General features: G+C 69.1%; 24 protein-coding genes. 7 read left to right on the forward strand and 17 right to left on the reverse strand.

Going from position 1 to position 23,982, the window contains the following annotated elements; genetic code table 11:
- The first annotated feature begins 177 nt into the window (after positions 1 to 177).
- Positions 178 to 804, forward strand: a complete 627-nt coding sequence (locus BM417_RS36625) for a DUF4360 domain-containing protein (RefSeq protein WP_093604048.1) — start codon at positions 178 to 180, stop codon at positions 802 to 804.
- Positions 805 to 1,075: 271 nt separating this feature from the next.
- Here the strand turns inward: BM417_RS36625 and BM417_RS36630 are convergent, their stop codons facing one another.
- The 10 genes from BM417_RS36630 to BM417_RS36680 form a co-directional block, all read right to left on the reverse strand.
- Positions 1,076 to 1,903, reverse strand: coding sequence for an extensin family protein (locus tag BM417_RS36630; RefSeq protein ID WP_093604050.1), 828 nt, complete (start codon positions 1,901 to 1,903; stop codon positions 1,076 to 1,078).
- A 255-nt stretch (positions 1,904 to 2,158) separates the two neighbouring features.
- Complete coding sequence (locus BM417_RS49495) at positions 2,159 to 3,061, reverse strand: SRPBCC family protein (RefSeq protein ID WP_245822460.1); 903 nt, start codon at positions 3,059 to 3,061, stop codon at positions 2,159 to 2,161.
- A 27-nt stretch (positions 3,062 to 3,088) separates the two neighbouring features.
- Positions 3,089 to 3,595: a helix-turn-helix domain-containing protein gene (locus BM417_RS36645; protein ID WP_093604052.1), complete on the reverse strand. Its 507-nt coding sequence runs from the start codon at positions 3,593 to 3,595 to the stop codon at positions 3,089 to 3,091.
- Between the two features lie 75 nt (positions 3,596 to 3,670).
- The gene (locus BM417_RS36650; protein ID WP_093604054.1) at positions 3,671 to 4,021 is read right to left on the reverse strand and encodes an NAD(P)/FAD-dependent oxidoreductase; all 351 of its coding nucleotides are present in this window, start codon (positions 4,019 to 4,021) and stop codon (positions 3,671 to 3,673) included.
- A 266-nt stretch (positions 4,022 to 4,287) separates the two neighbouring features.
- Positions 4,288 to 6,309 (reverse strand): phenylacetic acid degradation bifunctional protein PaaZ, encoded by a 2,022-nt coding sequence (paaZ, locus tag BM417_RS36655; RefSeq protein ID WP_093604056.1) that lies wholly within the window; start codon positions 6,307 to 6,309, stop codon positions 4,288 to 4,290.
- 101 nt (positions 6,310 to 6,410) lie between these two features.
- A complete protein-coding gene (locus tag BM417_RS36660) occupies positions 6,411 to 6,881 on the reverse strand; it encodes a CAP domain-containing protein (RefSeq protein ID WP_093604058.1) in 471 nt (156 codons plus the stop codon).
- Between the two features lie 61 nt (positions 6,882 to 6,942).
- Positions 6,943 to 7,326: a cysteine/serine endopeptidase inhibitor gene (locus BM417_RS36665; protein WP_093604060.1), complete on the reverse strand. Its 384-nt coding sequence runs from the start codon at positions 7,324 to 7,326 to the stop codon at positions 6,943 to 6,945.
- 27 nt (positions 7,327 to 7,353) lie between these two features.
- Positions 7,354 to 8,094, reverse strand: a complete 741-nt coding sequence (locus tag BM417_RS36670) for a thaumatin family protein (RefSeq protein WP_093604062.1) — start codon at positions 8,092 to 8,094, stop codon at positions 7,354 to 7,356.
- A gap of 29 nt (positions 8,095 to 8,123) precedes the next feature.
- Positions 8,124 to 9,362 carry a helix-turn-helix domain-containing protein gene (locus BM417_RS36675; RefSeq protein WP_093604064.1) on the reverse strand — a complete coding sequence of 413 codons (1,239 nt, stop codon included), beginning with the start codon at positions 9,360 to 9,362 and terminating at the stop codon, positions 8,124 to 8,126.
- Positions 9,359 to 10,621 carry a helix-turn-helix domain-containing protein gene (locus tag BM417_RS36680; RefSeq protein WP_177320801.1) on the reverse strand — a complete coding sequence of 421 codons (1,263 nt, stop codon included), beginning with the start codon at positions 10,619 to 10,621 and terminating at the stop codon, positions 9,359 to 9,361. The genes BM417_RS36675 and BM417_RS36680 overlap by 4 nt, the downstream gene beginning before the upstream one ends.
- A 291-nt stretch (positions 10,622 to 10,912) precedes the next feature.
- On the opposite strand from BM417_RS36680, the gene BM417_RS49500 reads away from it, so the two are divergent.
- Positions 10,913 to 11,890 (forward strand): hypothetical protein, encoded by a 978-nt coding sequence (locus tag BM417_RS49500; protein ID WP_093604068.1) that lies wholly within the window; start codon positions 10,913 to 10,915, stop codon positions 11,888 to 11,890.
- 1 nt (position 11,891) lies between these two features.
- On the opposite strand, the gene BM417_RS36690 is transcribed toward BM417_RS49500, so the two are convergent.
- Entirely contained in the window at positions 11,892 to 12,791 is a 900-nt protein-coding gene (locus BM417_RS36690) for a LysR family transcriptional regulator (protein ID WP_093604070.1), read from the reverse strand.
- Between the two features lie 71 nt (positions 12,792 to 12,862).
- Between BM417_RS36690 and BM417_RS36695 the strand changes: the two genes are divergently transcribed.
- Both BM417_RS36695 and BM417_RS36700 read left to right on the forward strand, forming a co-directional pair.
- A complete protein-coding gene (locus BM417_RS36695) occupies positions 12,863 to 13,531 on the forward strand; it encodes a nitroreductase family protein (RefSeq protein ID WP_093604456.1) in 669 nt (222 codons plus the stop codon).
- Positions 13,532 to 13,560: 29 nt separating this feature from the next.
- Positions 13,561 to 14,424, forward strand: a complete 864-nt coding sequence (locus BM417_RS36700) for an AraC family transcriptional regulator (RefSeq protein ID WP_245822462.1) — start codon at positions 13,561 to 13,563, stop codon at positions 14,422 to 14,424.
- On the opposite strand, the gene BM417_RS36705 is transcribed toward BM417_RS36700, so the two are convergent.
- From BM417_RS36705 to BM417_RS36720, 4 genes are read right to left on the reverse strand one after another with little or no spacing between them, the layout of a single operon-like run.
- The gene (locus BM417_RS36705; protein ID WP_143138962.1) at positions 14,402 to 15,568 is read right to left on the reverse strand and encodes a hypothetical protein; all 1,167 of its coding nucleotides are present in this window, start codon (positions 15,566 to 15,568) and stop codon (positions 14,402 to 14,404) included. The two genes, BM417_RS36700 and BM417_RS36705, sit on opposite strands and share 23 nt — an antisense overlap.
- A gap of 15 nt (positions 15,569 to 15,583) precedes the next feature.
- Positions 15,584 to 16,399, reverse strand: coding sequence for an SDR family NAD(P)-dependent oxidoreductase (locus BM417_RS36710; RefSeq protein WP_093604074.1), 816 nt, complete (start codon positions 16,397 to 16,399; stop codon positions 15,584 to 15,586).
- A 28-nt stretch (positions 16,400 to 16,427) separates the two neighbouring features.
- The gene (locus BM417_RS36715) at positions 16,428 to 18,353 is read right to left on the reverse strand and encodes an ATP-binding protein (protein WP_245822464.1); all 1,926 of its coding nucleotides are present in this window, start codon (positions 18,351 to 18,353) and stop codon (positions 16,428 to 16,430) included.
- Positions 18,354 to 18,387: 34 nt separating this feature from the next.
- Positions 18,388 to 20,037, reverse strand: coding sequence for an AMP-binding protein (locus BM417_RS36720; protein WP_093604078.1), 1,650 nt, complete (start codon positions 20,035 to 20,037; stop codon positions 18,388 to 18,390).
- A 139-nt stretch (positions 20,038 to 20,176) separates the two neighbouring features.
- On the opposite strand from BM417_RS36720, the gene BM417_RS36725 reads away from it, so the two are divergent.
- Both BM417_RS36725 and BM417_RS36730 read left to right on the forward strand, forming a co-directional pair.
- Positions 20,177 to 20,893, forward strand: a complete 717-nt coding sequence (locus BM417_RS36725; protein WP_177320803.1) for a LuxR C-terminal-related transcriptional regulator — start codon at positions 20,177 to 20,179, stop codon at positions 20,891 to 20,893.
- On the forward strand, positions 20,894 to 21,316 hold the full coding sequence (locus BM417_RS36730; protein WP_093604082.1) for a nitroreductase family deazaflavin-dependent oxidoreductase: 423 nt from the start codon (positions 20,894 to 20,896) through the stop codon (positions 21,314 to 21,316). It begins immediately after the preceding gene.
- On the opposite strand, the gene BM417_RS36735 is transcribed toward BM417_RS36730, so the two are convergent.
- Positions 21,272 to 21,835 carry a hypothetical protein gene (locus BM417_RS36735; RefSeq protein WP_093604084.1) on the reverse strand — a complete coding sequence of 188 codons (564 nt, stop codon included), beginning with the start codon at positions 21,833 to 21,835 and terminating at the stop codon, positions 21,272 to 21,274. The genes BM417_RS36730 and BM417_RS36735 overlap by 45 nt on opposite strands.
- Positions 21,832 to 22,395 carry a TetR/AcrR family transcriptional regulator gene (locus tag BM417_RS36740; protein WP_093604086.1) on the reverse strand — a complete coding sequence of 188 codons (564 nt, stop codon included), beginning with the start codon at positions 22,393 to 22,395 and terminating at the stop codon, positions 21,832 to 21,834. Before BM417_RS36740 ends, BM417_RS36735 begins: the two co-directional genes overlap by 4 nt.
- A 130-nt stretch (positions 22,396 to 22,525) precedes the next feature.
- Between BM417_RS36740 and BM417_RS36745 the strand changes: the two genes are divergently transcribed.
- The gene (locus BM417_RS36745; protein ID WP_245822466.1) at positions 22,526 to 23,959 is read left to right on the forward strand and encodes a trypsin-like serine protease; all 1,434 of its coding nucleotides are present in this window, start codon (positions 22,526 to 22,528) and stop codon (positions 23,957 to 23,959) included.
- The last annotated feature ends 23 nt before the right edge of the window (positions 23,960 to 23,982 follow it).

A 23,982-nucleotide genomic window follows, 5' to 3' on the forward strand; every position in this document is an offset into this window, starting at 1 on the left:
TCCTGAACAGCGTTCCCGCGACCTGGGTGGCAATTAACCGACGCGCACGTCGAGACATTTCAGGGCACGCTCGCCCGGCAATGTTGCTCTGGTTGGCGGACGGTTCATCAACAACCTTTCCGATACGGTCTCGTACCACGCCGCCCGAACTGTCCTGCACATTCGGAAAGGTGTCCCATGATTAGCATGCTGGCCGCAGCCGGCCTGGCTCTGTCCACCATCGTCATTCCCCCGGTCGCGGACCCGCCCCCGACGGGCCAGATCACCATCGACGTCGTCACGGTCAACGGCTCCGGCTGTCGTGCCGGCACAGCCGCCGTCGCGGTCTCCCCGGACAACAAGGCGTTCACGGTCACCTACAGCGACTACCTGGCGCAGGTGGGCCCGGACTCGCGGCCGACCGATTTCCGGAAGAACTGCCAGCTGAACCTCAAGGTCAACGTTCCCGGCGGATTCACGTTCGGCATCGCGCAGGCCGACTACAGAGGTTTCGCGCACCTGGAAAGGGGCGCCAAGGGCACGCAGAAGGCGAGCTACTACTTCCAGGGAATGTCGGACACCGACCAGCGCACGAAGACCTGGAACGGCGCGCTGAGCGACGGCTGGCAGGTCACGCACAAGACCGACGTCGCCTCGATCATCTACCACCCGTGCGGCGCGAAGCGGAACTTCAACATCAACACCGAGCTGCGGGTGGACAAGGGCACGTCGGACCCGAAGAAGACCAGCTTCATGGCGATGGACTCGACGGACGGCTCCATCGAGACCATCTACCACTTCGCGTGGAAGAAGTGCCCCAAGTAGTCACGTGACCAGCGCCCTCGCGCGGCAAGGCCGGAGCCCAGCAGGCATGGGGCTCCGGCCTTGCTGTTTTGCGCTTACTCATCGCAATACAGCACCGATGTCCGCGCGCCGCGGACGTGAACTCGGCAACTCGACGATGAAGGACTTCTGAAACTCCATGAGATTCTGACTCGGCGACAATTCTTAGCCGTCGCTGGAAAGCCGGCAGCGAAAAGGCAAGGCCGGAGCCCAGGAGGCATGGGCTCCGGCCTTGCCGTCTCACTGCCCCTGATCAGATGTTCTGGTTCGCGAAGCCCTTGGTCGCGATCTTCGACAGCATTCCCTGCCACACCGAGGTGCTGGTGTGCGGGTCGCCGGTCACGCCGAGCGCGGACTTGAGGCCGTTGAACGCGCTCTGCGTGTTCGGGCCCCAGATGCCGTCGATCGCGAGGCCGGAGCCGCGGAAGTTGTTGCACGTGCCCTGCACGAACTTGGTGTCGGCCTCGGAGTCCTTGAGCACGCGGACCGGCATGCCACCGAAGTCGGAGTGGATGTGGTCGCGGTGGTCGGCGTTGTACCAGCCGTCGAGCACGTAACGGAACCGGCGGCGGCACACGGCCTCCGTCGCGAGGTAGCGCTTGCGCAGCGCCGCGGTGCCCGACGCGTGGTGCTGGTCGAGCGGCGAGGTGACGTTGCCGTTGGACCAGCGCACGTGGTCGAGGTCCATGGCGGTGCCGGCGCCGTGCTGGCCGGGCTTGTTGACGTAGAAGCCCGCCGAGACGATGTAGCTGATCGAGCCGTAGCTCGACGACAGCGAGCGCAGGTCCCGGACCCAGGCGACGAGCGCGTTGTAGAACGCGTCGGTGGCCTGCCAGTTGCGCGCGGTCGTGTTGCCGCGGTTGGAACGCCAGTAGTAGACGGGAGTGCCGTCGATCTTCTGGAACGTCATCATCGCCAGCGCGCCGACCTCGGCGGCCTGGATCTCGGCGTCGGTGTGCTGGTCGTTGGTCTCGGGGGCGGCGCTGGCCAGGCCCGGTGCGATGGTGGACAGGCCGGCGAGACCGGCGACCGCCGCCGCGCCCGTGACGAAGCCGCGCCTGGTGACGTTGTTCTCGAACACCCCAGTACTCCCTCTGTGTCCAAGCCGGCGGCGGCAGGAGGAAGGGCCTGTCTCACCCACCGGCCCGACGGAGTCTAGGGATCACGTCCGAATGGCGGAATCGCGCCTGACCTGCGTTTTTCCGTTGTCTTTACCGGTAGCGCCGGGGCGAGGCCGGTCAGGTTCGGGAACCTCGCGACCGCTGGTCGTCGGCACGGTCCGGCGTTCGGCCGCGTCGAGCCAGGCCTGGCTCGACGCGGTCCGCGACGACTGAGTTCAGCGCACCGGCCCGAGCACGCGGACCAGGTTCTTCTCGGTGTCGTTGCCCAGCTTCTCCAGCGCGAGCTTCGCCACCGGCGCCCCGAACCGCGCGAGCCCGTTGAACTCGACGTGGGCGCGGTAGGCGATCCTGGCCGTGCCCGGCGCGTCCCCCGCGGAGATCGAGATGTCGTCGGTGGAGGTGGCGGTGTCGTTGCGCCCCACGAACTGCAGGCCGTGCGGGTCGTCCCGGGTCAGCTCGTAGACGAGCTCGGTCTTGCGGCCGAGGAACTGCGACACGTTGCGCCAGCGCGAACCGACCTCGACCGGGCCGTCGTCCAGGCGCGTGCAGGACACGGTGCCCGGATCCCACTGCTCGGCACGGGAGAAGTCGCGCAGGTACTCGACGACGCCCTCGGGGGTGGACGCGACGGTGAAGGTGCGCTCGACGTCCACACCGGACACGTGCGGCGAGTTGAACGCCCGCGGCGCGAGGTGGAGCCGGTACTGGTCGACGAGCTCCGCCTGGCTCACGGCGCGGTGTTCCAACCGTTCCAGCCGCGTGTCGTCGAAGCTTCCCAGCTGCCGCAACGTCCGCCACAGCGAGGTCTTGCCCTCGATGCCGACGCGCAGGGTCTCCAGTTCGAGGACGTCGCTCAGCGGCGAACGGCCGAGCACCCTGCCGTTGAACTTGAGCCTGCCCGCCTTCTCCGTCAGCCAGCCGAGCGCTTCCTTGTGCGGACGCGACTCGACGCCGGTCTCACGCATGAGGTCGAGCAGTTCCTTGCGGTCGGCCTCGATGTCGTCCGCGAGAACCCGCAGCTCGGGGTGGGTGCGGCCGATGCGACGGGCGAGCTCGGTGCCCGCCATCGCACCGGCGAGGTGGTCGTTGAGGTAGATGCCCAGCAGCTCCGTATTCACGTTCTTCGGTTACCCGTGGCCAAACCTCTACGGACCCGCCGGGCCCAGCTGGTAGCCCTGGTTCCACAGGGTTTTGATGACCAGGCCGAGCGGGGAGATCCGCCGCCGCAACCGCATGATGTGCAGGTGCAGGGCGTTGCTGGTGTCGCCGTCCTTGGTGGGCAGGCAGAGCAGCAGGTCCTCCCGTGTCGTCAGTGACCGGAAGCGACGTAAGAGTTCGCCGACCAACGCCCGTTCCGTCGGCGAGAGCACGACGGACCGCGTGCGGAACCGCAGGATGCCGGACATGTCCAGCTCCGGCACGGCGTAGCGGGCCGCGCGGGCTCTGAGCATCGCGATGCGCACGGCCAGGTCCTGATGCGGCACCGGCGCGCGGACCCAGTCCTCCCGCATGTCCGTGAGCACGGGCGCGGGAACGTTCTTCTCCAGCACGAGCAGGCACAACGTCCCGCTGCGCTGGCACGCCTCCCGAGCCGCCGCGTCCACCGGCCAGCGCACGACCTCGACGGGCAGTTGGTTCACCAGGTTCGACATACGTCCACTTCCGCTTGTCCACCACGGAGAGCACCGAACCAGCCTTCGGCTTCGGGTGGACGCTAGCCGCGGACGCTATTTCCGCTCTATCGCGCGCACCGGCTCCAGGATGATCGGCTGCGCGCGGCGGCCGGTGACGAGGTTCCAGCCCCACTGCGACAGCACCGCGACCCGGTAGCGCCACCCGGCCAGGAACGCGATGTGCACGACCGCCCACGCCGCCTTGCCGACGAGGCCTTTCAGCCGCAGCCTCTTGATGTCCGCGACGGCGTCACCAGGCGAGATGGTGGCCATCGTGCCGAGATCGAGGTACCGGAACGGCTCGGCCCTGCGGCCCTTCAGGCGTGCTTTGATCACGCGGGCGACGTGGTGGCCCGCCTGGAGTGCGGGGTCGGCGATGCCCGGCAGGTCGTTCAGGTTCACCATGTCGCCGATGGCGAAGACGTCGTCGGTGACCGAGCAGCGCCCCCATCCGTCAGGTCGACGTGCACGCGCCTGGAGGCCGTGTCGAACCCGGTGACCTCGCCCAGCAGGACGTGCGCGTTGCGTTGCCCGCGCACGACGCTCAGGCCGCCGAACCCGCCTCCGACAACGACACCCGGTGCTCGCCCACGGAGAGCGCACACCCTGCCGGCGGCCGCGGTCCAACGTCGCGCGGGGAGAGAGCCAGCCTCTCCCCGCGCGGAACCGCCTCAGCTCTTGGCGACCAGCGTCAGCACGTCGTACTTCGCGACCGACTCGCCCTTCTGGTTCGCGACGTCCGCGTCCCAGCGGACCTCGCCGTACTCCTGGTCCTCGCGGGGCGTGATCTGCTTGACCGTCAGGGTCACGGTCAGCTGGTCGCCGGGGAACGTCGGCGTGACGAACCGCAGGTTCTCCAGCCCGTAGTTCGCCAGCACCGGTCCGGGCTCGGGCGAGACGAAGAGCCCCGCCGCGAACGACACCACGAGATAGCCGTGCGCGACCCGGCCGCCGAAGAACGGGTTGGCCGCGGCGGCCTCCTCGTCCATGTGCGCGTAGAACGTGTCGCCGGTGAACTCCGCGAAGTGCTCGATGTCCTCCAGCGTCACCTCACGCGGCCCGGCCACGACCGTGTCGCCCAGGCGCAGTTCGGCGAGCGTCTTGCGGAACGGGTGCACGGCGTCCTCACGGCGAGGCGCGCCCGTCACCCAGCGGTTCGTGATGGCGCTCAACGCGCGCGGGCTGCCCTGCACGGCCGTGCGCTGCATGTGGTGCAGCACGCCGCGCATGCCACCCATCTCCTCACCGCCGCCGGCCCGGCCAGGTCCGCCGTGCACCAGCATCGGCAGCGGCGAGCCGTGCCCGGTCGACTCGCCGGCGTCCTCGCGGTCCAGCACCAGCAGCCGGCCGTGCCACGGCGCCACGCCGATGACGACGTCGCGCACGAAGTCCGTGTCGGCCGAGACGATCGAGCCCACCAGCGAACCGGCACCACGCGCGGCCAGCGTCACGGCGTCGTCGATCGAGTCGTACGGCATCAGCGTCGACACCGGCCCGAACGCCTCGACCTCGTGCGCCTGCACGGCGTCGGCGGCGGCGCGCAGCAGCATCGGCGACATGAACGCGCCGCGCTCGGCGTCGGCGTCCACAAGAGACAGAGGACCGTCGCCGTAGACGACCGAGGCGTTCTCCCGCAACGCCTTCAGCGACCGCAGCACCTCCTCGCGCTGCTCCAGCCCGGCCAGCGCGCCCATCTTCACGGACTTGTCGGCGGGGTTGCCGATCACGACCTCGGCCAGCTTCGCGGCCACCGCCTCGCCGACCTCGTCGATCAGCGACGCGGGCACCAGCGCGCGCCGGATCGCCGTGCACTTCTGCCCGGCCTTGGTCGTCATCTCGGCCACGAGCTGACCGACGAACAGGTCGAACTCGGGCGTGCCGGCCACCGCGTCCGGGCCGAGGATCGAGCAGTTCAGCGAGTCGGCCTCGGCGTTGAACCGCACCGACGACCGGATCACGGCCTGGTGCGTGCGCAGCTGCTGGGCCGTGGACGCGGAGCCGGTGAAGCCGACCAGGTCCTGCTCGGTCAGGTGGTCGAGCAGGTCGCCCGCCGAACCGCAGACCAGCTGCAACGACCCCTCGGGCAGCAGCCCGGAGGCGAGCATCAGCTCGACCATCTTCTCGGTCACGTACGCCGTCTGGGACGCGGGCTTGATCAGCGACGGCACGCCGGCGATGAACGCGGGCGCGAACTTCTCGAGCGGCCCCCACATGGGGAAGTTGAAGGCGTTGATCTGCACCGCGACACCGTGCAGAGGCGTGCAGATGTGCTGGCCGACGAACGTGCCGCCCCGTCCGAGCGGTTCGACGGGCCCGTCGACGTACACGCGATCGTTCGGCAGCTCGCGCTTGGCCTTGGACGCGTAGCCGAGCAGCACGCCGAAGCCGCCGTCGATGTCGATCCACGAGTCGGACTTCGTCGCGCCGGAACGCGCGGACAGCGCGTACAGCTCGGCCTTGTGCTCCTTCAGGTACAGCCCGAGAGCCTTCAGCAGCTGCGCGCGCTGGTGGAAGGTGAGCTCGCGCAACGCGGGCCCGCCGACCTCGCGCCCGTACCGCAGCGCCGCCCCCATGTCGACGCCCGCCGACGAGATCCGCGCGATCTCCTCGCCCGTCACGGCGTCGTGCAACGGCGCGCCCTCCACCGAGGGCGTGTGCCACCCACCCGACACGTAGCTGCGCAGCAAGCTCATCGAGCCAACCCTTCTCGCTGGGCGCTGGATCCTCAGCGACCCGACCACCAGGCAACGTATCAGGGGTGGCGGAGGGTGGCGCAGCGCTCGGCGTGCGCGGTTCAGCGCGTTCCGAAGTCCTGCGTCCAGTAGTGGCCGTACCGGGTGTTCTGCCGGTACTGGTGGCCGACACCGATGTCACGCAGGGCGCAGTTCAGGATGTTGGCGCGGTGCCCGGAGCTGTTCATCCACCCGCGCACGACGTCGGCGGCGGTCGCGTGCCCGGCGGCGACGTTCTCGGCGGCCCTGGTCCATCGGGTGTAGCCCGCCCGTTCGATCCGGATGACCATGGTGCTGCCGTCCGAGCCCGTGTGGCTCATGAAGTTCTTCGTGGCCATGTCGGCCGAGTGACGCTGTGCGGCGGTGCTCAGCGCGGCGTTCTGCCGCAGGGCGGGGCATCCGGCCTTGGCGCGTTCGGCGTTCGTGCGGGCGATGACGTCCTCTTGCACGGTGGCCGCCGTGGCCTGGGGTGTGAGTGTGGCCGCCAGCGCCAGGGTCGCGGCGGCGAGCAGGGAGGTGCGCAACGCGAACATGGTTGATCTCCTGTGAGAGAAGGGGGAGCCGGGATGCGGCTCCCCCTCGGTGTGCACGACGTCAGACGATCTGCCACGTCACGTTGATGATGCCGACGGAGGTGTTGGCCAGTCTGGAGAAGGCGGGCTGGCTGAGGTCGATCTTGTTGCTCGCGCAGCTCGGGCACTTGTCCTTGATCCGCACCGTGATGGTCTTGCCGTTGTGCGTGACCCGGATCGACTTGCGGCACAACGGGTCGTTGTTCGGGTTGGGCGTCGTCCACAGCGCGGCGGGAGCCGCGACCAGCAGCTCGGTCGCCGCGTTGATCTTGGTGCCGCAGGCGCCGTAGCCGGCGTCGTTGTAGTAGCTGGCGGTGCCGCTGACGGCGGAGGCGGTGCCGGAGAACACGAACGACAGGATCGCGGCCGACGCGACGGCGCCGAGCACCTTGGCGGTGGACCTCATGGATTTCCTTTCGCGGTGGGGACCGTTTCAGGCGACGGAGTGGAACGTGACCTTGAAGCCGCTGCAGTTCGCGCACTGGAACACGGTCTGGTTGCCGGGTTCGGTGTCCTGCCGGGACCAGGCGTAGGCCTTGGGGCAGCGGGACTTGATGGTGTTGCTGTAGTCGGTCGGCGCGTCGCGGTTGGGGTTGACGCAGTTGACGCGCTGACCGTTGGCGCCGTACTTGACGTACGCGGGGTTGCAGCGGGGCAACAGGTTCTCGGTGCACCCGGCGGTGCCGCACGAGGTGGACCCCGGCGGTACGACCGCGTTCACCGCGGCGATGGACACCGGCACGGAGAACGCGTTGACGTAGCTGACGTTGTACCAGGGGGCCAGCCGGTCCCGGGAGTCGAAGTTGAACTCGGCGAGGCTGGCCGGCTGTTCCCCGGTGACGCAGCGGGCGGCTTGCACACCGCAATCGCCTACCGCGCAACGGAAGTTCGAGCCGGAGGTACCGGTGCACCCCTGCCGGGCGAAGAACGTGCCGCGCCAGTGGCCGGGTGCGGAGGTCTCGGGGATCGTGATGGTCGCGGACTGGCCGTTGCGCAGCGTCGGCAGGTTCGTCAGCGCCTTGGAACCGTCCGCGTTGACCGTGCTGCCGACCCAGATCGTCTGCCCGGTGTTGTTGACCAGGGTGACCGTGTGGTCGATCGCCGCGTTCGCGGTCGGCACGCCGGCGACGGCGAACGTGAGCGCGAACAAGGTCGCGAGTAGTCGTGTGAGCATCTGCGGGCTCCTCCCTCAGGGCTCCACGATCACCCCGAGGAGCCCGCGGGGGCATCACGGTGAGCCCGCAAGGTTTTCTGGTGGAGCCCGGCCCACCCGGTGGCCCGCAACTCCCGTCGGCCCGACAGCCCCAGCTTGCGATAGACCCTGGTCAGGTGCAGTTCGACGGTCCGTGTCGCCATCGCGAGCCGAACCGCGATCTCCCTGTTGCGCAAGCCCGAGCGCACGAGCCGGGCGATCTCCGTCTCGACTGGCGTCAGCGTCGGCTCACCGCCGCACGCCGCGGCGCCGCTCATGGCCTCTTCCGCACGCCGCACGATGGCGGTGTCGCCGATGTCCAGGGCCGTGGCGCGCGCTTGCGCGTAGATCTCGTACGCCGCCGCCTGCTTGCCGTGTGCGGTGAGCCGAACGCCGTAGTCGTAGAGCACTTCCGCGAGTTCCATCCTGGCGTTCGCCAGTTCCAGCAAGCGAATCGCCCGCTCGTACGCCACGAGGTCCTCGCCACCAGGAGCACTCGCCGCCGCGACCGCCGCCAGGCTCCAGCCCAGGGCTCCCGGCTCGCCCCACCGGGCCGCGGCGGTGTGTTCCTCCCTCGCCAGGCGCACGGCCTCATCGGTGTCACCGCACGCCAGGGCCGCGCGGGAAGCCCAGGAACGCCACGGCAGGACGGCGGGGTTGAGGACACCGGCCTCGATGAACTCCCGCCCGCACGCGAGATGACCCGCCAGGGCGTCCCGCGGGCGGCCCGTCGCCATCGCCACCACCGCATCGGCCGCGAGCAGCAGCGCACGGTCGGGGTGGAAGGCCTGGATCTTCGCGTCGGCCTCGTGGTCGAGCAGCACGGCCTCGGCGGCCCGCGGTTCTCCTCGGGCGACGAGCAACTCCACCGACCAGAGCAGCACCACCGGGCGGATCTCGTCCTCGTCGCCGTTGTCCCGCAACGCGTCCAGCAGTGACGAGCACCGCGCGAGATCGCCGGTGCGGCGCGCCACGCCGGCTCGGGCGAGCAGCACGTGCTCCGCCATAACCCGGTCGCCGGGACTCTCGTCGAGCAGGGCCAGGCTGTGCGCGTCGGCGGCCACGAGCTCACCCGCGCAGACCAGCGTCCCCAACGCGCGCGACACGCACGACGCGCTCTCCCGGCAACCGGGCGCCGCCAACGCCCGCTCGGCCGTCTGGACGGCCTCGGTCCAGTTCTCCCCCGCCGCGAGCAGACCGGCCGAGACGACCGCCGGGCACTCGGGGTCCGGACCAGGCGACCACCTCACGCCGTGGGGACGAGCGCCCGGCGCAGACCCGGTCTCCCCGCCACCCCCATCTTGCGGTAGACGGCGGTGAGGTGGATCTCGACGGTGCGCACGGTCAGGCCCAGCTCGGCTGCGATCTCCCGGTTCGACCTCCCCGACCTGGCCATCAGGGCGATCCTGCGTTCCTGTCCGCTCAGGGCGGACTCGCCGTCGTTGCGCAACAGCCGCGACGCCAGCACGTCCGCCTCACGAGTCCACTGTGGACAGAACTTCGCCTCCCGCAGCCGCCGGGTGTGCTCGCGGGCCCGCTCGATCGCACCGCGCGCGAGCAGGAGCTGTGCCAGGTCGTGGCGCGCACGCAGCGCCTCACCCGCGGTCGAGGCCCGTCCCAGGCAGGTCAGCGCTTCCTCGAGCAGGACGTCGTCACCGCCGCGCGCCAGGGCGCAGGCGTGCAGGGCGAGTCCGATTCCCCTCGGCCCGCCCCACCGTCTGGCGGCGACCAGGTCCTTGTCCGCGCAGATCCGCGCGAGCACGAGGTCTCCGAGATCGGCGGCCGCCAGGGCGGCGGACGACCGCCAGGGCACCACCGCCGGGTTGACCACACCCCACGTCGCGAGCCGCCGTCCGCAGTCGAGGAAGTCGTCCAGCGCCAGGGCGCTCTGTCCCTGCGCCAGCAGAAGCCGGCCACGGGCGAAGCACAGCTCGGCGCTGTCCGGACGCTCGGGCAACGGGCCCGTCAGTCGCTCGGTCTCCAGCACGGCGTGCGCCCTGGCGAACTCGCCGGTCTCCCTGAGCGCCAGGACCAGCCACGCGACCGCGACCACCCGCGGCCGGATGCCTCGGCCGAGCGCGCCGTCCAGCAGCCGCACCGCCGCGCGCGGATCGCCGCGCAGCAGCATGACCCGTCCGCCGAGGAGGTCGTGGCCGGTGGCCGCGGCCCAGTACCGGTGCGCCAGAGCGACTTCGTCGGCGTGGATCAGGACCGTCAGCGCCTGCCAGAACGTGCCCGCGTCCAGCGACCCGGCCGAGGCCAGCACGCGCTGGGCGATGCCGGACGCCTCGGCACGGCCGGTGCCGCGATTGGCCGCCTGCACCGCCCGGAACAGGTCTGGATCGGATCGCCCGCGCGCTTTCGGGAGCCCCGGCAGGTACGCGACGGCGGCCGGCTCCAGTCCCGGCACCGCGTCGCGAGCGAGCTGGTCCGCCTCATTCCACCGCCCACTGCGCACCAATTCGAACCGGGTGCGGCGAACTTCGTCGAGCAGACCGTTGTTCGTCATTCGACGACGTCCTTTCCGAGAAATGCGTCTCATCTCATCTGGACGATCAACTGGTCTGGACCTTACCGCCAAATACTTCTCGATCCAGCCGAAATGTTTAGGACTTCCCGACTTGGCAAATTGGCTCGCGAAGAGTATTCGGGAGCGCGACCCACCTTCGTCCACCACACCCCGCGCGGACCCGACCGAGGCACCGCCTCTCGTGATAATACGTATTACAGTCTTGTTTCATCGCATCTTCGGCTCTACGGTCCGGATCACCCCGGAGTCCCCGAAGCGAAGGAGCGCCCCATGCCACCGAACCGTCGTCAACTGTTACTGGGCACCGCCGGAGCGGCCTTGCTGACGGGAGTCGCGCCTGCCGTCGCGGCGCCGGCGGGCTTCCCGGACTACCGGTACAGCAGGCTCGCCCTGGTGAAGAACAAGCTTCGCTACAACCCGACCAACGAATTGATCTTTCCCACCATTCGCGGCACAAAAGATCGGATCTCCGGCGCACTCGCGGCCTACTACCTCTACTACGCGCCCCACGACGCACCAGGCGGAATCTGCCTCGCTTACGCGAACACACTGGACGAGGAGTTCACCGAGTACGCCGGCAACCCGATCATTTCGCGGAACTGGCCCGGCGAATACTCCGTGTCCCACGTGTCCTCGCCGCACGCGATGTGGAACGACGACGTCAAGCGCATGTACCTGTACTTCCACGGCGAGAACACCGTGACCCGGCTCGCCAGCTCCGCCGACGGCATCCACTTCTCCTACGAGAAGGAGGTCCTGTCCACGCGCCTGCAGCCCGCGGGCACCACCGAGACCTCCTACGCGAGGGTGTTCCGGCACGACCTGCCGTCGCGGGGCGCCCGGTACGTGATGGTGTTCATGATCAACAACAGCACGAACCGGCGGGACATCGGCTGGGGCTGGTCGCCGAACGCACGCGACTGGACGTTCGCCCAGACCCCGCTCGTCCGGCACCAGGACGTGGGCGCGGTCAACGTCGGCGGGCCGCACCTGTTGTTCCGCAACAACAGCGTCTACGTCGTCTACAACACCGACATCGGCAGCGGCGGCAACATCCTCATCACCGAGGTGGGCCTCGACTTCAGCAAGCGCAACCACCTGGGCGTCTTCCACGACTCGACGTCCGGGTCACCGGACAACGGCAGGGCCGCCGCACCGTCGTTCGGCACCTACCAGGGCCGGGAGTACATGATCTACGAGGCCGGGGACCGGCTGGCGGGCAACATCGCCATCGCGCGAGCGATCTGACCTACCGGAACAGCGCGGCGCAGTGCTCGGCGAACGCTTGCGCGCGGCGCGTCAACGGCCCACTCGCCCAGCCGAGCACCACGGGTGTGGTGGGTACGTTGTCGCGCAACGGCAGGGCCAGCACCTCCAGCCCCTCGTACGACCGGGCCAACGCCGGTTGCTGGACGGTCATCGAGTAGCCGATGCCGCGCGCCACCAGCGACCGGGCGAGCTCGAAGCTGCGCGCCCGATGCGTCACGACCATCTCGACACCAGCGGCGGCGAACACGGACCGGAAGTAGCGCTCGCTCGGCGGCACGTCGAGCAGCACGAACGGGTCGCCGGCCAGCTCGCTCAACGCCACCGCACGGCGCCGCCGCAACCGATGATCGGCGGGCAGCAGGATCCGGGGCGGCTGGTCGTACAACGTCCGGGTCTCGATGCCGGGCAGCAGGTCCTGGTCGTAGAGGAACGCGATCTCGCACCGCCCGGAGATCAGATCCTCGCCGATCTCCGGCAGGCTCCCCTCCACGAACCGCACCGACACCTCCGGATGCGCGCGCTCGAACGTCGCGATCGCCGCGGGCAGGTGAAACGGCGCGATGGGCGCGTAACAACCAACGGTGAGCACACCACTCACGGTCGAACTGAGTCCGCGCGCCTCGGCACCGAGATCCCCCATCGCCCCGACGACTCGGCGAGCGTCGGCGAGAACCTGCGTGCCCGCCGCCGTCAACGCGGCCCCTCGGCGCGGCGATCGCATGACCAGCCGCAGGTCCAGCACCCGTTCCAACTCGCTCAACGCCAGCGAGATCGCGCCCTGCGAGACGTGGCAACGCGACGCGGCGGACGTCAGCGAGCCCGTCTCGGCCACCGCGATCAGATATTCGAGCTGCCGCACCGTCACGTTGGGCAGATTCATGAGCTGAGCTTATAACTGACCGAAGAAACGTGAACTGGCCAAAAGAGTCCCTCAACGGCATCGTCCGAGCGGTGACCCGATCGCACACCCACCCGTTCATCCCGTACACGCCGCCCCGGCTGCCGATCGAGGACGGACTCGACCGCGGCAGGGCGTTCCACCGCCTGCTCGACGAGCGAAGGTCCGTGCGCTGGTTCTCCCCCGACCCGGTCCCGAGAGAAGCGATCGAACTCGCGGTCCACGCCGCCAACACCGCCCCGAGCGGCGCGCACCAGCAGCCGTGGCGGTTCGTCGCCACCCAGAGCCCGGAGCTCAAAAACCGCATCCGGGCAGCGGCGGAAGAAGAGGAACGCCGCTTCTACCACGAACGCGAGATCCCGGACTGGCACGCGGCGCTCGCCCGGCTGGAGACCGACGCGGACAAGGAGTTCCTGGAGGTCGCGCCCTGGCTGGTGGTCGCGTTCGCGCAGAAGCACCAGGACGGCAAGAAGACCTACTACACCAACGAAAGCGTCGGAATCGCCTGCGGGTTCTTCATCGCGGCACTGCACTCGATGGGCCTGGCGACGCTCACGCACACCCCGAACCCGATGACGTTCCTGACCGATCTCCTCGGACGTGAGGGCGAACGGCCGTACATCCTGTTCCCGATCGGCTACCCGGCCGACGACTGCGAGGTGCCGGACCTCCACCGCAAACCGCTCGCGGAAGCACTCACGTTCGCCGACGGACTTGCCTGATCCCCCCACCAGCGGGGAGCATCACCCTCGTGGACGAATTACGCGCGTTGCTCGCCAAGCACGCCAGGCCGGACATGACCTCGATCATCGAGGACGTCCTGGTCTCCAGGACCACGGCCGGCGGGCCGCCCACGCCGTCGATGTCCGGCACGATCCTCGCGTTCGTCGCCCAAGGCCGCAAACGGATCGCGTTGGGCGAGCGCGTCTACGACTACCGGGCCGGCCAGTACCTGGTGGCCTCGGTCGACATGCCGATCACCGGCAACTACGTCGACATCAGCCCCTCCGAACCCGCGCTCGGCATCGGCCTCGTCCTCAAGCCGGACAAGGTCGCCGAACTGCTCCTGACCAACGACCTCCCGAAACCCGCCGGCACCCCGGAAGGTCTGGCCGTCAGCGACGCGAGCCCGGAGCTGATCGACGCCGTGACGAGGCTCGCGCGCCTGCTCGACCAGCCGAGGGACGCGCGAGCGCTGGCCCCGCTGATCAAGCAGGAGATCCTCTGGCGGGTCATGACCGGCGAGCAGGGCGCGGTCGTCCGTCAGCTCGGCACCCAGGACAGCAGCCTGAGCCACATCGCCAAAGCGGTCAGGTGGATCCGCGAGAACTACGCCGAGTCGTTCAAGGTCGAGAACGTCGCGCGGATCGCGGGCATGAGCGAGTCGGCGTTCTACCGCAACTTCCAGGCCGTCACGGCGATGAGCCCGATCCAGTTCCAGAAGCAGATCCGGTTGCAGGAGGCCAGGTTGCTGCTCGCGACGAACAGGGACGTGACGAGCGTCAGCCACCGCGTCGGCTACGACAGCCCGTCGCAGTTCAGCCGCGAGTACCGCCGCCAGTTCGGCGTGCCGCCCAGCCAGGACGCGAAGCTCACGCTCCAGCCCGCTCTCTGACGTCCAGGTACACCGCGCGGACCTCCAGCGTCCGCTCGACCTTCTCGATCACGGGCGCGAAGAACTGGCGCCGGTGATCGGCGTCGCTCATCGAGGTCACCGAGAAGTACATGCTGCCGAACGCCGCGAACAGCGTGGCGTTGCGCAACATCGCGGATGGCACACCCAGCCACGACATCTTCGGCGGCTCCCCGATCCACAGCTCGGCGATCGCGGGCGTCACGACGATCAGGCCCAGCACCACGAAGAACGCGAACAGCGCGAGCCCGATCACCGCGGCCTGCACCAGTTGCCGGATCGCGAGCACCACCAGCAGGTTGCGCGTCTGGCGGCCGTTCAACCGCTTGGGCTGCAACGGTTCGGTGATCTCCACTTCGGACAGCGGCGTGCCCTTGCAGGCGACCTGCAACACTTCGGGCCGCAGGTCCTGTTCGACGCGGCCGATCTCGTCGCGCAACCGGGCGGCCGCCGCCAGCACGGTGATCGCGGCGAACAGCAGCACGACCAGGCTGACCCGAGGCCAGCGCAGCTGGTTCATCGCCTGCCACAGCTCACCGGTGAAGAACAGGAACAACGTCACGAACAGCATCGGCGGCAACGCCCGGCCGAGCAGGTGCACGCTGTTGCTCAGGTCGGCGATCACGTGCCGGATGGCGGCCTTGAGCAACGCACCCAGCCCGTAGGTGGTCGCCAGCATCGTCGCCACGAACGCCACGCCGAAGAAGACGATGAACCACAACGCGGTCACCCACCACGCCGTCTCGGGATCCTCGGCTCCCGGCGTGGTGACCTTCTCGTCGATCGCGAGTTGCAGCAACGGCACGATCACCGGCATCGCCGCGTACGCCACCAGCACCGCCACGGTCATGCGCGGCGAGAAGCTCGGCAACCGCCGCACGAACACCGAGAGCAGGAACCACGCGGACACCATCACCGCGACGATCACGCCGAGCAGCACCCACTTCGACAGACCGGCGGACCGCAGCAGCACCAGCCAGGCGAGGCTGCCGACCGCCACGAACGTCAGCGCCGGCAGCATTCGCGGCAGCACGTGCGACTGGAAGCCGTAGCCCTCGATCATGGTCGGCGCGCCCTGCCGGACGAACCACTGCTCGGTCCGCCGCACGACCGTTTCCGAAGCCACGGCGAGGATCATGCCTCACCGTTCGAACAGGCGCGCCATGATGGTGTAGTAGTGGGTCGGCGTGATGCGGGCGAGCGCGTCGAACACGTAGGCGTCCGGCCCGACCAGCACGCGCGACTTTCCCTTTTCAACCCCGCGATGGATGACCTCGGCGGCCTTGTCGGGGGTGGTCAGCGCGATCTTGTCGAAGTCCGCCGCGATCTGCTCCAGCGACCGGCCCTGCTCGTCGAGTTCGGTGTGGAAGCGCCCCTTGCGGACGATGTTGGTCTTGATGCCGCCGGGGTGCACGGCGACCGCCGAGACGCCGGTACCGCGCAGCTCCTGGCGCAGCGAGTCGGTGAAGCCGCGGACGGCGAACTTCGCGGCGCAGTAGGCGCTCTGGTTCGGCATGCCGCACAGCCCGAACACGCTGGAGGTGTTCACGATGACGCCGTAGTTCTGCTTGACCAGCAACGGCAGGAACGCCCGCGTCCCGTTGACGACACCCCAGTAGTTGATGTCGAACAGCCAGGAGTCGTCCTCCGCGACGGAGTTCAGCACCGACGTGGACGTGGCGACGCCCGCGTTGTTGAACACGGCCGCGAGCGGCAGGTCCAGCCAGGCCTGCACCTCCTTGGCGAACCGCTGCACGTCGTCGGCGTCCCGGACGTCGAGGATCCGGCTGAGCACCGGGCCCTTCAGCGACGCGGCGGTCTCCTCCAGGCCGATCTCGTCGACGTCGGCGATGATCACCGGCGAACCGTGCCGGGACAGTCGCTGCGCGAGGCTGCGGCCGATTCCCGAGGCCGCCCCGGTGATCACCGCCGGACGTCCTGAGATCTTGCGGACCATGCTCGTGCTCCCTGTCGTCGTGAGCGCCTCACGTTTCCAGTGATCGCTCCGCCACACCAGAGTCGATCAGCTTCGCCCGAACGCCTTCCAGATCGGGATGCCCGAGCCTGGTGAGCAGCGCTTCGGCCCGCGACCAGGCCTGACGCGCGCCTTCGGTGTCTCCGGCGGCCGCGAGCGCGTCGCCGAGATCACCCGCGCACTGCGCCTCGCCGTACCGCTCCCCCAGCCCCGCGAGCTGGTCGACCGCGAGCGACAGCACCACGGCGGCGCGTTCGTGCTCGCCGAGCTTGTGGTGGACGTGTCCCAGCGTGCGCAGCGCGTACGCCTCGCCGTCGAGGTCGCCCAGGACGCGCAACCGGTGCAGCGCCTCGGTGGAGTGATCGAGTGCCGCGTCGAGGTCGCCGATCATCGCGTTGGCCCACCCGAGCGCGCCCTGGATGAGCGCGATCCACGACGGGTTCCTGGTGGTGATGAACTGTTCCAGGGCCTTCTGGGCGTGCGCGAGTGCCGTGGTGAAGTCCTCGGCCATCGCGTGCGACCAGGCGATCGAGAAGTGCGTGACACCGACGTTCACGGCGTCGCCCTGGTGCAGCTCCAAGGCTCTCGCGAGGTCGGCCTGCGCGCCAGTGTGATCGCCGAGCATGGCTTTGCCGCGCCCCAGCAGGTGCAGCGTGACCGCCTCCGCGGACCGGTCCCCCAGCCGTTTCGCCGCGGCCAGGGCGAGGTGCTGGGTGGACGCCCGGTCGTCCCATCGGCCGCAGCGGTACAGGAAGGTCGACATCGTCCACGGCAGCTGCCAGGCGTGGACGTCGAAGCCCTTCCGCACGGCCAGGTCTGTGGCCGCGAGCAGCACCGGTAGCTCGGCTTCCAGCCACGCCTGCGCCTCCTCGTACCCGCCGAACGACGCAGACGACTCGACGTCGATCGACGGCCAATGCGGGGCGAGACACCGTTCCGCCGCGAAGGCCGTGTGGAGGTAGTGGTCCAGCAGCCGCCGCAAAGCCGGCCGTGCCTCGTCCTCCGTCGCCAGGTCTGCCGCGAACGCCCTGAGCACGTCGTGCAGCCGGAACCGGCCGGGCACGTGCTCGTCCACCAGATGCGCGCGGGTCAGCTCCGCCAACGGCTTGCGCGCCTGGCCTTCCAGCAGGACCTCGGCCGCCCGCACGTCCAAATCCGGTCCACAATGGACGCCCAACAACCGGAACAGCCGCGCCGCGTCGTCCGGCAGCGCGTTGTAGGACATGGAGAACACGGCATCCAGCGCGTCGAGACGTTCGTTCTGAAGCTCGTCCACCAGCGCCCGCAACGGAAACGCCGGATAGGACAACACCCGCGCGGCCACCACGGCCAGCGTCAGCGGCAGCCCGCCGGAGCACCGCACCAGTTCCGCCACGGCCTCGGTGTCGCCGAGCCGGTCGGCACCGAGCCGCAGCGCCAGCAGCGCGACGGCCTCGTCCTCCGCCAGCACCGGCACGGTGAGCGGCTGGGCCTGCTCGTACGCCACCAGGCCGTGCATCCGGTTGCGGCTGGTGACGATCACCAGGCTGTCGGCTCCACTGGGCAGCAACGGCCTGACCTGCTCCTCGTCCCGGGCGTTGTCGAGCACGACGAGCATCCGCCGGTCGGCCACCAGCCCGCGGAACAACGCGCCGCGCGCCTCCAGGTCGTCCGGGATCCGTTCGGGCACCACGCCCAGCGCGTCCAGGAAACCGCGCAGCACCACCGCCGGTGACGAGGGTTCGGCGGCCGGGTCGAACCCGCGCAGGTTCACGTAGAGCTGGCCGCCGGGGAACCGGTCGAGGTTGTCGTAGGCCCAGCGCACGGCCAGCGACGTCTTGCCGAACCCGCCGGGCCCGCCGATCACCGCCACCCCGGACTCGATCGCGTCCAGCGCCTTGAGCTCGTCCAGCCTCCCCACGAACACCGGCGGTCTGGCAGGCAACTGCCGTGGCACAACGACTTCCCCGGATCTCCCCACACGACCGATGCTAGGCGCGCAACTCGGGGAACTGATCGTCCCGCCACTCCCCTGGTCCGTCGAAGCCCTTCTCTTCCCGGGTCCGCAGATCGACGCGCCGGATCTTGCCCGACACGGTCTTGGGCAGCTCGAAGAACTCCAGCCGCCGGATCCGCTGGAAGGGCGCCAGGTTCTCGCGGGCGTGCCGCAGGATCTCCAGCGCCGTCTCGCGAGTCGGCTCCCAGCCCGCGCTCAGTGCCACGTACGCCTTGGGCACGGCGAGCCGCAGCGGGTCCGGCGCCGGTACGACCGCGGCCTCGGTGACCGCCGGGTGTTCGATCAGCACGCTCTCCAGCTCGAACGGCGAGATCTTGTAGTCCGACGCCTTGAACACGTCGTCCGTGCGCCCGATGTAGAACAGGTAGCCGTCGTCATCACGGCTCGCGATGTCGCCCGTGTGGTAGTAACCGCCGGCCATCGCCTCGGCGTTGCGCTCGTCGTCGCCGTGGTAGCCGACCATCAACGACATCGGGCGTTGCGCGAGGTCGATGCAGATCTCGCCCTCCTGAGCCAGTTCGCCGGTGATCGGGTCGACCAGCACGACCGGAACGCCCTGCAACGGCCGTCCCATCGAGCCGAGCTTCACCTCGGCGCCCGGCACGTTGCCGACCGACAGCGTGGTCTCGGTCTGGCCGAACCCGTCGCGGATCGTCAGGCCCCACTGCTTCTGGACCTGTTCGATCACCTCGGGGTTGAGCGGCTCACCGGCGGCCACGACCTCGCGCAACCCGCCCGGCCCGCCGCTGAGGTCGGCCTTGATCAGTATCCGCCACACGGTCGGCGGCGCGCAGAACGTGCTGACGTTCTTCGCGCGGATCTGGCCGAGCAGCGCGGCCGCGTCGAACCGGGCGTAGTTGTAGACGAAGATCGTCGCTTCGGCGATCCACGGCGCGAAGAAGCAACTCCAGGCGTGCTTGGCCCAGCCGGGCGAGCTGATGTTGAGGTGCACGTCGCCGGGCTTCACGCCGATCCAGTGCATGGTCGTGAGGTGCCCGACCGGGTACGAGACCTGGGTGTGCTCGACGAGCTTGGGACGGCTGGTCGTGCCGGACGTGAAGTACAGCAGCAGCCGGTCGTCCGCCGTGGTCTTCGGGTGCGGCAACGGGTGGTCCGGCACCTCGGCGGTCTCGGCGTGGTCCAACGGACCCGTGCCACCGACCGTGATCACCACAGGTCCCTCTTCGAACTTGCCGGCGTCCTCGGCCCGCGCGATGACGTGCCGCACCGAACCCCGGTGCAACCGGTCGGCGAGATCAGCCGGTCCCAGCGCGGTCGTGGTCGGCATGATCACCGCGCCGAGCTTCATCACCGCGAGCATCGACTCCCACAGCTCGGCCTGGTTGCCCAGCATGATCATCACGCTGTCGCCGCGACCGACGCCCTGCCGCGCGAGCCAGCGCGCGACGCTGTTCGACCGGCGGCGCAGCTCGTCGAACGAGTAGGCGCGCTCGGAGCCGTCCTCCTCGACGATGTGCAACGCCGTGGTGGTGTTGCCCTCCGCGATGACGTCGAACCAGTCGTGCGCCCAGTTGAAGCCGCCGTCGAAGCTCGGCCAGGTGAACGCGTCGGGATCCGTGAGCATCAGGTCGCGGGCCGCGCGGTAGATGTCGTGACTGGACATGACGCAGAGGGTGGGAGTGCCGGAGCCGCCGGTATACCCCCGGATGGGGGTGTACCCCTTTTCGAGGGTGCTGCCGTCAGCGAAACTGCTGGATGTGCTGCCAGACCGTTTCCAGGCAATGTTGCCGCAGCGCCTGGACATGCTTCGCCGAGCCACCGGGCTGCCCGTCGTGTTCGGTGGAGCGTTGACGCCTGGCCACGACCTGCTGCTGAGCAGTTTCCTCGGCACGCACGGCTCTTCGTTGCACGGTCTGCGCGTCGGCACCGGCCGGGGCCTGGGCGGCACCGCGATCGCGATGGGCACGGCGGTCCGCGTCAACGACTACGCCACGACCAGGGCGATCACCCACGAGTTCGATCAGATGGTGGTGGTGAACGAACGCCTGACCTCGGTGTTCGCCTACCCGGTGACGGTGCGGGGCACCGTGCGCGGCGTGCTCTACGGAGCCGTGCGCGGACAGACGACAGTGGGTGACCGGGCGATCAGGATGGCCGGCGCCATCGCGCAGGGATTCGCACAGGACCTGGACATGCCTTCCATACCCACGCAGGCCGCACTCCGCGAACTCGCCGAGGTCGCCAAGCTCGTCGGCGATCCCGTGCTGCGCGAACGACTCCGCAAGGTGCACCAGAACCTCGGCGGCGAACCACCCGTCAGCGTCCCCAGCGGCCTGACCCCGCGCGAACTCGATACGCTTCGGCTGGCCGCGGTCGGTGCGTCCAACCGGGAGATCGCCGCCGAGCTCGGACTGAGCACCGAAACCGTCAAGGCCTACCTCCGGGGTGCGATGCGCAAACTGGGGGTGCACAACAGAACCGCCGCCGTCCACGCGGCGAGGTCGACGGGAGCGCTTTGAATGTCCTGGCAGGAAAAGGCCGTGGTCGGCACCGATCGCCTGCTCTACAAGCTGACCGGCGGCAAGGTCGGCCTCGTCTCGTTCAGCAAGCAGACCGGCCTGACGCTGATCACAGTGGGCGCCAAGTCCGGTGAGCGGCGCGAGAACCAGGTCCAGTACGTCGCCGACGGCGAGTCGATGCTGGTCGTCGGGTCGAACTGGGGCAAGCCGAACCACCCCGCGTGGACCACGAACCTGCTCAAGAACCCGGACATCCAGGTGAACGTGCGCGGCGACGTCCGAGATGTCCGGGGAACGCTGCTCGAAGGAACTGAGCGAGAGGCCGCCTGGACCAGGATGGTGGCGGCCTACCCCGCGTTCCAGGACTACGTGGAGCGGTCAGGCGGCCGCGAGCTGCGAGTCTTTCGACTCACTGCGCGCTGAGTCCCACGCCAGCCACACGCAGCCCACGATCATGAGCACGCCGTGGGCGATCCGAACGGCCGGAGGCGTGAAGAACTGCGGCAGGAACAACGCGAACCCGGCCGCGAACACGATCGCCGCGGTGGTGCGGAGTTTCAGCGCGACCATGACCGCCGCGACGCCCATGGTGACGAGCCCGATCGCGAAGGTCGTGACGGCGAACGGGTTGTAGCGCACGGACTCGGCCAGTTCGAGGATGTTCGGCTGCGCGGCGATCGCGTGCAGGCCGAAGTCCTCGGCGCCGTAGTACGGCAGCGTGAGCCCGGCGCCGACCCAGAACGTGATCGCGGCCGTGCGGTGGATCTCCAGCAACGCGATCGGCACGAGGATGAAGCCGATCATCGCGAACAGGTGCGACAGCACCCACGCGGTCGATCCCATCGAGGCTGCGGCGCCTGCTGCGGTCGTTTCGTCGTGCCACGGTCTTGACGCCGGGTACAGCAGGAAAAGCAGGCCTGCGGCGGAAAGCGTCCACTTCATGATTGCCCCCTGAGATCGTCGAGGTACATCCGGACGAGCTGGTCGTAGGTGTCGTCGAGTCCCTCCGGCAGGCCGAAGCCGCCGCTGGACTCGATCGACGCGAAGCCGTGCACGATCACCCGCAGCCTTCGCGTGGCGTGGATGGCGTCCGAGCCCTCCAGGCCGTAGCTCCGCAGCGTGGCGAGCACGAGTTCCATGAACTTCAGGCCGGCCTCCCGCTGCAGTTCGTCGTGCAGCGGGTCCATCGGCACGGCCAGGTAGCGCTTCGGGTGTTCCTGCACGTACGCGCGGTACGCGTGCATGAGCGCCCGGACGGCGTCGTCCCCCGCCCTGCCGACGACGGCGTCGGTGAACCGGGCGGTCATCTCCTCCATCACCCGCAGGCCGACGTGGCCTTTGAGCTCGCCGAGGCTCGCGACGTGCTTGTAGAGCGAGGGTGTGGCGACACCGGTCCTGGCGGCGACGGCGGCGAGCGTCAGTGCCTCGACGCCGTGCTCGTCGACCAGTTCCAGTGCGGCGTCCACGACCTTGGCGGTGGTGAGACGGGGGCGAACAGCCATAGCCCAAAAGCTAACGCCATTAGCCTACGGCGTCAAGCGAAGGTTTTGTGGAGATCTTGTGGATCCCCGGCGCGACCCGCCCCATTACGGATATGAATGGCAAGTCATTCGCATCGGCAAGGAGAACCCATTGCGATTAGCCAAGATCCTGGGGGCGGTCACCGCGAGCGTGCTGTTCGCGTCGACCATCACGGCTGCACCGGCCACGGCCGGACCGACGACGACGATCGACCCGAGCACCGTCAAGGAGTCGATCGACTACCTGGTGCAGACCTATCGCGTCAGCGAGCGGGAGGCGTTGCGCCGGCTGGAGCTCCAGAACGACGCGGCCAAGCTCGACGAGAGACTGAAGAGAGAGGCCGCCGGTGAGTACGGCGGCATGTGGATCGACCAGCAGGCGGGGGGCAAGCTCGTCGTCGCGATGACGAAACCCGCTGCCGCGCAACGACACATCGCAGCGTTGCCCGACCGCGCGAACGTCAGCGTCCGCACGGTCAAGAACTCCCTGGCCTCGCTTCAGGCCACCTACGACCGGATCAGCGGCCAGGTCGGCGCCAAGACGGAGTCGGTGTACCTGCCGGCCATCAGCCCGACCGAGAACCGCGTCGTCGTCTGGGAACGCGCCTGGCTCAAGAAGCCCGGGATCGCCGCGCAGGCCGAGCCGCGCACGTTCGACGCCGACCCGAACCTGGTCTCGGCCCGCACGCTGAAGAAGCCGACCCCCTACTCGGCCGACCCGATCGACTGGGGTTTCTGCCACCCGCTGTACTGCACGAACTACGGCCCCATGCGCGGAGGCCTGCGCCTGGACATGAGGCGCGACAACGGCACCACCGGCGGCTGCACCAGCGCGTTCAACCTGCGCACGACCGGCGGCGCGTTCCCGGGAGTGCCGTGGGTGCTGACCGCGGGCCACTGCATGGCGACCAAGACGAACAACGTGCCGACCGAGCACAACCGCGAGGTGATCCTCAACCAGCACGGCATCGAGAAGAACTTCTACCCCTACGACTACGCCGCCCTGCGGTACGTCGACACGGCCACCGCGAACAGGTGGCTGGAGAGCCAGACCAACCGCAACATGGTGCTCAAGTACTGCCGCAACGGTGGTCTGGACAGCAACGGCGACACCCCGTGCGGCCCGCAGGTGACCTCCCAGAACCAGGAGATCACCTCGGTCACGCCGCTGGCGCAGGTCCTGACCGGCGCGGTCGTGTGCTCCTCGGGTTCCGGTGCCAGCTCGGTGAACTACCCGGACTCCTACGACAGCGGCCCCGGCGCGGACTACCTCCCCGGCACGCGTTGCGGCCGGGTCCTCTCGACCGACGTCGGCATCAACACCGACCTGTGCTCGCGCAACGGTGACAGCGGCAGCCCGCTGTTCAGCCAGGTCACCAAGGCGGCCCTGGGCATCCTGGAGGGCAGCCAGCAGGCCCGCAGCGGCCCGTGCCAGCTGGGCGAGCTGACCGACTACGCCCCGATCTCGACGATCCTCGAGGACCTCAGCGCCCGCCAGGCGAGCGGTGGTTCGGTCTTCAACGTGATCACCACCCCGCAGGGCTGATGCCCGCAGTCTCCGGAGGGACC

The sequence above is a fragment of the Lentzea waywayandensis genome (assembly GCF_900115955.1).
Taxonomy (GTDB): domain Bacteria; phylum Actinomycetota; class Actinomycetes; order Mycobacteriales; family Pseudonocardiaceae; genus Lentzea; species Lentzea waywayandensis.